The sequence below is a fragment of the Oscillibacter sp. ER4 genome, assembly GCF_000765235.1.
Classification (GTDB): domain Bacteria; phylum Bacillota; class Clostridia; order Oscillospirales; family Oscillospiraceae; genus Hominicoprocola; species Hominicoprocola fusiformis.
On record NZ_JPJG01000014.1, the window covers coordinates 103900 to 113770 of the forward strand.

At 59.0% G+C, this 9871-nt stretch carries 7 protein-coding genes; all 7 read left to right on the forward strand.

The annotated features are described in order from the left end of the window. The first annotated feature begins 158 nt into the window (after positions 1-158). The 7 genes from NI20_RS0102715 (at position 159) to NI20_RS0102745 (ending at position 9363) form a co-directional block, all read left to right on the forward strand. Positions 159-2420: an ABC transporter substrate-binding protein gene (locus NI20_RS0102715; protein ID WP_033119901.1), complete on the forward strand. Its 2262-nt coding sequence runs from the start codon at positions 159-161 to the stop codon at positions 2418-2420. Positions 2421-2631: 211 nt separating this feature from the next. Next, positions 2632-3618 (forward strand): ABC transporter permease, encoded by a 987-nt coding sequence (locus tag NI20_RS0102720; RefSeq protein ID WP_033119902.1) that lies wholly within the window; start codon positions 2632-2634, stop codon positions 3616-3618. Between the two features lie 18 nt (positions 3619-3636). Continuing rightward, positions 3637-5184: an ABC transporter permease gene (locus NI20_RS0102725; RefSeq protein ID WP_033119903.1), complete on the forward strand. Its 1548-nt coding sequence runs from the start codon at positions 3637-3639 to the stop codon at positions 5182-5184. 155 nt (positions 5185-5339) lie between these two features. After that, the gene (locus NI20_RS0102730) at positions 5340-6410 is read left to right on the forward strand and encodes an ABC transporter ATP-binding protein (RefSeq protein WP_369699386.1); all 1071 of its coding nucleotides are present in this window, start codon (positions 5340-5342) and stop codon (positions 6408-6410) included. Between the two features lie 223 nt (positions 6411-6633). Further along, the gene (locus tag NI20_RS0102735; protein WP_369699387.1) at positions 6634-7548 is read left to right on the forward strand and encodes an ABC transporter ATP-binding protein; all 915 of its coding nucleotides are present in this window, start codon (positions 6634-6636) and stop codon (positions 7546-7548) included. Continuing rightward, positions 7548-7841 carry a hypothetical protein gene (locus tag NI20_RS0102740; protein WP_033119904.1) on the forward strand — a complete coding sequence of 98 codons (294 nt, stop codon included), beginning with the start codon at positions 7548-7550 and terminating at the stop codon, positions 7839-7841. The genes NI20_RS0102735 and NI20_RS0102740 overlap by 1 nt, the downstream gene beginning before the upstream one ends. Before the next feature lie 157 nt (positions 7842-7998). Beyond that, the gene (locus NI20_RS0102745; protein ID WP_033119905.1) at positions 7999-9363 is read left to right on the forward strand and encodes a sodium-dependent transporter; all 1365 of its coding nucleotides are present in this window, start codon (positions 7999-8001) and stop codon (positions 9361-9363) included. Positions 9364-9871: the final 508 nt, after the last annotated feature.

Consider the following 9871-nt stretch of genomic DNA (forward strand, 5'->3'; position numbering starts at 1 on the left):
TCATGCTATAATTAAATAAATTCTATGCGCTGTTTTTCGGCGCACAAATGTCCATAGGCGGCGCACTTCCCTTTCCGCGCGTGTATACGCGCGGGCATCTTACTTTGTGCTGCACGGGGCGACCCGTTTTGGCAAAAATTTATAAAGGAGTAGATTCAATGAAAAGAACACTTGCACTGATCCTTTCTCTGGTCATGTGTCTTGGTCTTCTGGCCGGCTGCGGCGACAAGAAGACGGACGACGGCCAGACCGACGGCAAGACGCTTGTTGTCGGCACGCAGAACTTCGACGGTAAGTTCTCCCCCTTCTTCTATACCAATGACTATGAAAACCAGGTCATGGGTATGGTCTTCGACGGTCTGTTTCTCGTCGACCGCGAGGGCTCTGTCGTCCTCAAGGGCATCGAGGGCGACGTCCGTCCCTACAACGGCACCGACTATACTTACAAGGGCATTGCCGACTGCGACATCGTTGAAAACAGCGACGGCACGGTCGACTACAACATCACGCTGAAAGAGGGCGTCAAGTTCTCCGACGGTGAGGAAATGACCATCGACGATGTCATCTTCTCTTACTATGTCCTGCTTGACCCCGCTTATGACGGCGTTTCCACGCTGTACTCCCTGCCCATCAAGGGTCTGGAAGCCTATCGCAGCGGTATGGAGACTGTGCAGAACCTGATCCTCGCCGCCGGTCCTGACGCCTACGCCGCCAACGACTTCTACACCGAAGAGCAGTACAACGCTTACTGGACCGCCTTCAACGCCGCCGGCGTGAAGTTCGCCCAGGAGATCCTTGACTACGTGGTCGCCGCCGGTTACGCCACCGCTGACGACTCCGTCGCCGCGCAGGCTGGCAACTGGGGCTTCGAGCTCGCCGATGACGCGACCGTCGAAGACTTCTGGGCTGCCATCGTTGCTAAGTACGGCTACGACATCTCCGATGACGGTATCAACGCCGAGACCGCCGGCACCAGCATCTCCTCCTTCCTCGAGGCTGAGCTGGGCGACGCCTACACCGACTATACCGTCGCCGTCCAGACCGGCGAGTCCGCTCCCAACGTTGCCGGTATCGTCAAGACCGGTGACTACTCCATGACCGTCACCCTCACCGAGGTCAACGCCACCGCCATCTATCAGCTCCCCGTCACCGTGTGCCCCATGCACTACTATGGCGAGACTGACAAGTATGACTACGACAACAACATGTTCGGCTTTGTCAAGGGCGATCTGTCCCACGTCAAGTCCGTGACCTCCACCCCCATCGGCTCCGGCCCGTACACCTTCGAGGGCTGGTCCAACGGTGCTGTCACCCTGCAGAAGAACCCGACCTACTGGAAGGGCGAGCCCAAGATCGACACCGTCATCTGGCGCGAGATGCAGGACGTCGATAAGATCCCCGGCGTTGTCTCCGGCACGATCGACATCACTGACCCCTCCTACTCCAAGGAAGCTGCCGAGCAGATCAAGGAAGCCAACTCTAACGGTGAGATCTCCGGCGATACCATCCAGACCGACCTCGTCGCCAACCTCGGCTACGGCTATGTCGGCTTCAACGCCAACCGCGTGAAGGTCGGCGACGGCAACGGCGGTGATGAGGCCTCCAAGGATCTGCGTAAGGCCATCGCCACGGTTATCGCCGTTTACCGCGATGTCGCTGTCGACTCCTACTACGGTGAGTTCGCCAACGTCATCAACTACCCCATCTCCGACACCTCCTGGGCCGCTCCGCGCGTTACCGATGAGGGCTACAAGGTCGCCTTCTCCGTTGACGTCAACGGCAACGACATCTACACCGAAGGCATGAGCGCCGACGACAAATACGCCGCCGCCAAGCAGGCCGCTCTCGGCTACTTCGAGGCTGCCGGCTACACCGTCGCTGACGGCAAGATCACCGCTGCTCCCGCCGGCGGCCGCATGGACGCTGAAGTCATGGTCGGCGGCGGCGGCACGGGCGACCACCCCTCCTTCATGGCTCTGACCCTCGCGTCCGATGCCCTCAAGGAGATCGGCTTCAACCTGATCGTCTCCGATATGTCCAACTTCAGCGAGATGACCAACGCGATCAACGCCGGTACTGCCGACATGTTCGCCATGGCATGGCAGGCCACGCCCGACCCGGATATGTTCCAGATCTATCACAGCCAGGGCGGCTCCAACGAGAAGTCCTACTGGATCAAGGATGCCGACCTCGATGAGCTCATCATGATGGCTCGTCAGTCCACCGACCAGACCTACCGCAAGACCCTGTATAAGCAGTGCCTTGACATCGTGGCCGACTGGGCAGTCGAGATCCCCATCTATCAGCGCCAGAACTGCGTGATCATCTCCGCCAAGCGTGTCAACCTCGACACCGTGACGCCTGATATCACCACCTACTGGGCCTGGTACAACGACATCGAGCTGCTCGACCTGCAGTAAGCTCCGTCGCTGCACAAAAACGTTACTTAGGCGCATGGCTACCCTGCGGCTTTTGCCGCGGGGTAGCCTGCCTCAGGCACATCTGCTTATGATCCAAATGCCCCGGTGCATCGGAGCATTTGGCTGATATGCAGAGAGAGACATATCAAACCCGAAACGGCGACAAGGCCCCGGGCGCGGGGCGGCCGTTATCAAAAAACGGAGGGATTCTATGCGCAAATATCTGGTAAAACGCCTGCTGCTGTCGGTGGTGATCCTCTTTTTTGTGACATTCATCATCTACGTGCTCATGCGCTGCCTGCCCAGTTCCTACGTGGAGAATATGGCGCGGCAGCTCTCGCAGGCTCCCGGCTCCAAGCCCTATGAGGAGTGGCTGGCACAGCTCAACGCACAATACGGTCTGGACCTGGGCCTCATCCCCGGCTTTTTCGTCCAGCTCAAGAACCTGTGCACCGGCAACTTCGGCGACAGCTGGAAGTATACCGTGCCCGTCATCCAGAAGTTCAACGAGGTCATCTGGGTCTCGTTCATCATGGGCGCTATCTCGCTCGTGTTCGAGCTTCTCATCGCGGTGCCGCTCGGCATCGTGGCCGCCACCAAGCAGTACAGCGTGACTGACTACACCGTCACGACGGTCGCACTGCTGGGTATGTCGCTGCCAACGTTCTTCTTCGCGACGCTCTTAAAGCTCATCTTCTCGGTCAAGCTCGGCTGGTTCGACCTTGTCGGCCTGACGGGACGTGACTTCAACTCCCTCAGCCAGTTTGGTCAGATCCTCGATATGGCAAAGCATCTGGTGCTGCCCATCGTGACGCTGGTGTTCATTTCCATCGGCTCGTGGATGCGCTATGTGCGCACGAACATGCTCGAGGTGCTCAACGCCGACTACATCCGCACCGCCCGCGCCAAGGGTCTTTCCGAGCACAAGGTCATCTATCACCATGCCTTCCGCAACACGCTTATTCCGCTCGTGACATTCATCGGCGGCTCGCTGCCCGGTCTTTTTGCCGGCGCGCTGATCACAGAGACGCTGTTTGCCATCCCCGGCATCGGCTACATCTCGTATAACGCGATGGTCGCGGGCGATATTCCCTTCTCCATGTTCTATATGACGTTCCTGGCGATCCTGACCCTGCTGGGCAACCTGATCTCCGACATCCTGTACGCGGTGGTCGACCCCCGCGTGCGCATCGCGTAAGAAAGGAGGCGCTAATCCATGTCTGAAGAAAAGAAGATCAACGATCAGCAGGAGAGCGGCTCCCCCGAGCAGCTTTCCCTCAACGACGACCGCCGCGTCAAGGTCCTTTCCCCGGGCACGCTGGTCGCCAAGCGCTTTTTCCGCAACCGCCTCGCAGTCGTGGGTCTGACGATCCTCGCCGTGATGTTCATTTTCTCTTTCATCGGCGGCCTCATCAGCCCCTACGGGCAGGACGAGGTCTTCTACCGCGACGATATCCAGCTCAAGGAATACGCCGCCATGAGCGAGAACACCGAGTACCGCTATCTCGTGGCCGACGGCCAGGAGTTCGGCACGATCCTCCAGGCGCAGCTCACGCTGCACATGGGCAAGGACGACAGCTTCTCCTACAAGGGTGTCACCTACGACGTGACCGAGGAGGGCGACTCGCTCTACTCCGTCTCGAGCGGCGGCAGGCTCCTTGCCATCGCCTATAAGGACATCATCAGCTCGAACGACCCCAGCCAGAAGTTCGGCTTCAACTTCAGCTTCAGCGCCCTTAAGGCGCACGCCAACGGCGAAGCGGAGTTCACGGCCGACGGCAAGACCTATACGCTTGATGAAGACAGCGTCATGCTGAATGGCGAGGAGATCGCCTACATCAGTCGCTTTGTCATCCAGTCCAAGGTCAGCGGCACGGTCATCAGCAAGGACTTCAAAGAGCGCGTGCAGCAGGCCGTCGAAAACGGTGAGACCGAGTACACCTATGTGAACGACGCCGGTCAGGAGCGCGAGATCAAGCTTGAATACAATCCCGCCAAGTACCAGTGGTCGATCAAGGAGGGCACGTCCACCCGCGTGTTCGACGCCTATTCCTTCCCCAGCTCCGCGCACTGGCTCGGTACGGATAAAAACGGTATGGATATGCTCACCCGCCTGATGTACGGCGGCCGCGTGTCGCTGATGATCGGCTTCATCGTCGTCATCATCTCCGCGGCGCTCGGCGTGGTGCTCGGCGGCGTCTCCGGCTACTTCGGCGGCTGGGTCGATAACCTCATCATGCGTATCGTCGATATCTTCTACTGCATCCCCTCCACCCCGCTCATCATCATTCTGGGCGCAGCGATGGACGGCATGCGCGTCGACCCACAGATCCGAATGCTCTACTTAATGCTGATCTTGGGCTTCCTCGGCTGGCCGGGTATCGCCCGTCTCGTCCGCGGCCAGATCCTCTCTCTGCGCGAGCAGGAGTTCATGACCGCGACGGAGGCCTGCGGCATCAGCGTTTCGCGCCGCATCTTCCGCCACCTGATCCCCAACGTCATCCCGCAGCTCATCGTCAACTGCACGATGAGCCTCGGCTCCACCATCATCACCGAGGCAACGCTCAGCTTCCTCGGCCTCGGCGTCAAGTTCCCGTTCGCCTCCTGGGGCAACATCATGAACGACGTTTCCAACTCTTACGTCCTCACGAGCTACTGGTTCATCTGGATCCCCGCCGGCATCTGCCTGATGCTGACGGTCCTCGGCTTCAACTTCGTCGGCGACGGTCTGCGCGACGCGTTCGACCCGAAGATGAAGCGCTGAGAAAGGAGGGAATTTGAATGGCTAAGAAGCATAATGACGGCTATCTTTCCGCAAAGGAATCCCGCCGCATTTCCAAAGAAAACCGCAAGATCACAAATGCGCTCGAAAAGAAGCGCAAGCGCAAGAACGTTCCCGAATCCGAGTATCTGACCGAGATGCACGACCCCAACAACGCGGTCGAATTCGACAACCTGCACACCTACTTTTTCACCGACACGGGCGTTGTCAAGTCGGTCGACGGCGTCACGTTCTCCGTGCCCATCGGCAAGACTGTCGGCGTCGTCGGCGAGTCCGGCTGCGGCAAATCGGTCACGAGTTTGTCGCTCATGCAACTTTTGCAGCGCCCGCAGGGTCAGGTCGTGGAAGGCGAAATTCGCCTGAACCTCGGCAGCAAGGCCTACGACGTCACGAAGGCGCCTGACAGCGTCATGCAGCACTTACGCGGCAACTACATCTCCATGATCTTCCAGGAGCCGATGACCGCGCTGAACCCCGTGTTCCGCATCGGCGACCAGGTCGACGAGGTGCTGGCCCTGCACAACGAAAAGGGCCACGACGAAGCGCAGATCAAGGCGCGCACCATTGAGCTCCTTGAAATGGTCGGCATTGCCAACAGCGAGGGCGTTTACAAGATGTTCCCGCACGAGCTCTCCGGCGGTATGCGCCAGCGCGTCATGATCGCCATGGCGCTTGCGTGCAGCCCGAAGCTCATCATCGCCGACGAGCCCACCACGGCGCTCGACGTGACGATCCAGGCGCAGATCCTCGACCTTCTGCGCAATCTGAAGGATCAGATCAATTCCTCGATCATGTTCATCACGCACGACCTCGGCGTCATCGCCGAAATGGCGGACTATGTGGTCGTCATGTACGCTGGCCGCATCGTCGAGCAGGGCACGGCGGAGGAGATTTTCGCCCATCCCGCACACCCCTACACCATCGGCCTCATGGCCTCCAAGCCGGTCGTGGGCCGTCAGGTCGACAAGCTCTACTCCATCCCCGGCAAAGTGCCGAACCCCATCAACATGCCGAACTACTGCTATTTCAAGGACCGCTGCGAAATGTGCGTGAACGGCTGCGAGGGCGACTACCCGTGCGAGGTCAGCATCTCGCCGACGCACAAGGTGAGCTGCTACCGCTATTACGACGGCAAGCGCCCCGACCTTGAGGGGGTCGTGGAGGAAGAGCTGGCCGAGGGCAAGGAAAACGGAAAGGAGGGTGAATAAGATGCCGTTTTGGAAAGCCGGTAAGAACGACGATCAGGTCCTCGATGAACTGAAGGAAACGCAGAAGCAGAATGCCGATGAATTTGTCAAGAAGCAGGAGCACGCCGATGAGGCGCAGAAGTCCTCACTCATCATCGACAACAATTTCACCCCCGTGGAATACGACCCGCAGTACATCCTGCAGGTCAATCACCTCAAGAAATACTTCCCGATCAAGGGCGGTATGGTGTCGAAGACGGTCGGCTATGTCAAGGCCGTCGACGGCGTCACGTTCAATTTAAAGCGCGGCACGACGATGGGCCTTGTCGGTGAGTCCGGCTGCGGCAAGACGACCACGGGCCGCACGATCCTGCGCCTGTATGACTCCAAGTCCGGCGGTCAGGTGCTCTTCAACGGGCAGGAGGTCTACGACCTCTCCCACAAGGAGCTGCGCGCCCTGCGCACGAAGATGCAGATCATCTTCCAGGACCCGTTCTCTTCGCTCTCCCCGCGTATGCCGGTCGGCGAGATCATCGGCGAGGCCGTGCGCGAGCACAACCTTGTCCCGAAGGCGGAATTCGACGATTATATCGATCAGGTCATGGACAACTGCGGCTTACAGCCGTTCCACAAGGACCGCTACCCGCACGAATTCTCCGGCGGTCAGCGCCAGCGTATCTGCATCGCGCGTGCGCTCGCGCTCAACCCTGAGTTCATCGTCTGCGACGAGCCGGTCTCCGCACTCGACGTGTCCATCCAGGCGCAGATCATCAACCTGCTGAACGAATTGCAGGATAAATACAAGCTGACGTACCTCTTCATCAGCCACGACCTCTCCGTTGTCGAGCACATCTCCGACACCGTCGGCGTCATGTACCTCGGCAACCTTGTGGAGTACGGCGCGAAGGAAGATATCTTCCGCAACCCGCTCCACCCCTACACGAAGGCGCTCTTCTCCGCCATCCCCATCCCCGACCCGAAGGTGAAGATGAACCGCATCGTGCTCGAGGGCTCCATCCCCTCCCCTGCCAATCCGCCCAAGGGCTGCAAATTCCACACCCGCTGCGCCAACTGCATGGCCTGCTGCAAGGAGGAAGCACCCGTCCAGCGCGAGATCGAGCCGGGCCACTTCGTGTGCTGCCACCTGTACGATATGTGATGAAGAAGGACGACTTCTACGAGGAGGACGACGGCCGCACGATCGCCGACATGAGCGGCATCGAACGCCAGCCGACCTTTCTCCCGCACTTTCACCGCAAGCGCAGCGACTTTTCCGCGCCCGACGCGCCCCGTGCGAACGACCGCCCGTGGGAAAGCGTTGCCGGTGAGCTGACGCGCGAGGAGCGCAATGCCGCCATCCGCGGCGCGCTCAAGGCGGGACTGCTGATCGCAGGTGTGTATATCCTCGCCGCTGCGGCGCTAATCGTCGCGATGCAGCTGCTCTGGTCTTAAATATGGAAAAAGGAAGACTCTTTCGAGTCTTCCTTTTTTATTTTTCTGCACGGCAACGACAAATAGCTCTCTTTTCTTCGGATTTCAGATTGTTTTTATCTTTATTCTATGATATACTGGGTGAGTTGTATGTCGTAAAAAAGAGAGGAGATTCTTCATGGATCATAAAAGAGGTTCCTTTTCCGGCAAGATTGGCTTTGTCCTTTCGGCTGCGGGCGCGTCCGTCGGCCTCGGAAACATCTGGCGCTTTCCTTATCTGGCCGCCAAATACGGCGGCGCTATTTTCCTGCTGGTATACATCATTCTGGCGATGACCTTCGGCTACACGATGATCATTGCGGAGACTTCGATCGGCCGCATGACCGGCAAGAGCCCTGTCGGCGCTTACAAGTCCTTCAGCGATAAGCCTGCGCTGCGCGTGAGCGGCTGGATCAACGCCATCATTCCGATTCTGATCGTCCCCTACTACTCCGTCATCGGCGGCTGGGTCATCAAATATCTGGCGGAATACCTGATGGGTGAGGCGCACCTCGTCGCGGAGGACGGCTATTTCTCGTCCTTCATCTCCAACGGCGTGTCCTCGGAGCTTTGCTTTCTGATTTTCACGGCCATGACGCTGGCGATCATCTTCGCGGGCGTGGAAAACGGCATCGAGCGCGTCTCCAAGATCATGATGCCCATTCTCGTGGTGCTGTCGCTGATCATCGCCGTGTATTCCGTGACCCGCCCCGGTGCGCTGGAGGGCGTCAAGTACTTCCTTGTGCCCAATCTTGACAACTTCTCCTGGATGACGGTCGTCTCCGCCATGGGGCAGATGTTTTATTCCCTGTCCATCGCCATGGGCATTCTCATCACGTTCGGTTCCTACATGAAAAAGGACATCTCGATCGAAAGCTCCACCCGCAATGTCGAGGTCTTCGACACGGCCATCGCCATCATGGCGGGCCTGATGATCATCCCCGCGGTGTTCGCCTTCTCCGGCGGCGATCCCAGCGCGCTGAAGGCCGGCCCCTCGCTGATGTTCATCACCATCCCGAGGGTCTTTGATTCCATGGGCTTTGGCACGGTGATCGGCATTGCGTTCTTCCTGTTAGTGCTGTTCGCCGCGCTGACGAGCTCCATCGCGCTGACGGAAAGTGCCGTCTCCACCTTACAGGATGAGCTGCACTGGAGCCGCAGAAAGGCCACGAGCATCATGGGAGTCTCCATGATCCTCCTCGGAAGCCTCTCCAGCCTGGGCTACGGCCCGCTGGCAAATGTCACCGTGATCGGCATGCAGTTTTTGGACTTCTTCGATTTCCTGACCAACTCCGTGATGATGCCCATCGCGGCCATCGCAAGCTGCATCCTCGTCTCCCGCGTCATCAGCGTCGACCGCATCGCGGACGAGGTCACGCTGAACGGCGCGCCCTTCCGCAGAAGAAAGGTCTTCAACGCCATGATCCGCTTCCTGTGCCCGTTCTTCGCGGCGATCATTTTGATCAGCTCGATCGCCAGCGCGTTCGGCTGGATCTCGATGTAAATAGTCGCGCTTCATAAGCGCGAGGAATAAGTGCAGCGTCGTAGGCGCTGCGGCCTGCTCCCTGCGACCTGCAGGGGTGCGGATAAATAAGGGAGGGGTATCTCTTTTTCAAAAAGAGATACCCCTCCCTTATACCCTCCCAGAGAAAATTTGCATTTCAAGCGTGCAGCTCGAAGAGCTGCGGCGCTTGCCGATCGCTACTTGCTGCGCGTAGCGAAGCCGCGTTGAGCGCTGCTATACGACTTGCCTCTGCTCCTACTACCCGCTGTTGCGCAGCCGTTGGCGGCTCTGCTGCCTTACGGATGCGGCACACCCCTTGCGGGTGCCGCTCTACCTATCTTGTAGAAGTGCGCAGTAATCATCGTCTACCAGAGCACTCCTCAATGCGGCGAGCGCAGCAATGCCGCATTCGGCACGCAGTCTGCCGCCGAGCAAACGTCACTCGCGCCTCACGACAGTAAGGCGCGGTTGCTGTCAGGTCGCGACTCGCAGGGATTCATGGCGAAGC

Excerpts from the sequence above, each read along its gene's own strand:
- NI20_RS0102715 (WP_033119901.1), top strand. The coding sequence starts at position 159 with ATGAAAAGAACACTTGCACTGATCCTTTCTCTGGTCATGTGTCTTGGT.
- NI20_RS0102720 (WP_033119902.1), top strand. The coding sequence starts at position 2,632 with ATGCGCAAATATCTGGTAAAACGCCTGCTGCTGTCGGTGGTGATCCTC.
- NI20_RS0102725 (WP_033119903.1), top strand. The coding sequence starts at position 3,637 with ATGTCTGAAGAAAAGAAGATCAACGATCAGCAGGAGAGCGGCTCCCCC.
- NI20_RS0102730 (WP_369699386.1), top strand. The coding sequence starts at position 5,340 with ATGCACGACCCCAACAACGCGGTCGAATTCGACAACCTGCACACCTAC.
- NI20_RS0102735 (WP_369699387.1), top strand. The coding sequence starts at position 6,634 with ATGGTGTCGAAGACGGTCGGCTATGTCAAGGCCGTCGACGGCGTCACG.
- NI20_RS0102740 (WP_033119904.1), top strand. The coding sequence starts at position 7,548 with ATGAAGAAGGACGACTTCTACGAGGAGGACGACGGCCGCACGATCGCC.
- NI20_RS0102745 (WP_033119905.1), top strand. The coding sequence starts at position 7,999 with ATGGATCATAAAAGAGGTTCCTTTTCCGGCAAGATTGGCTTTGTCCTT.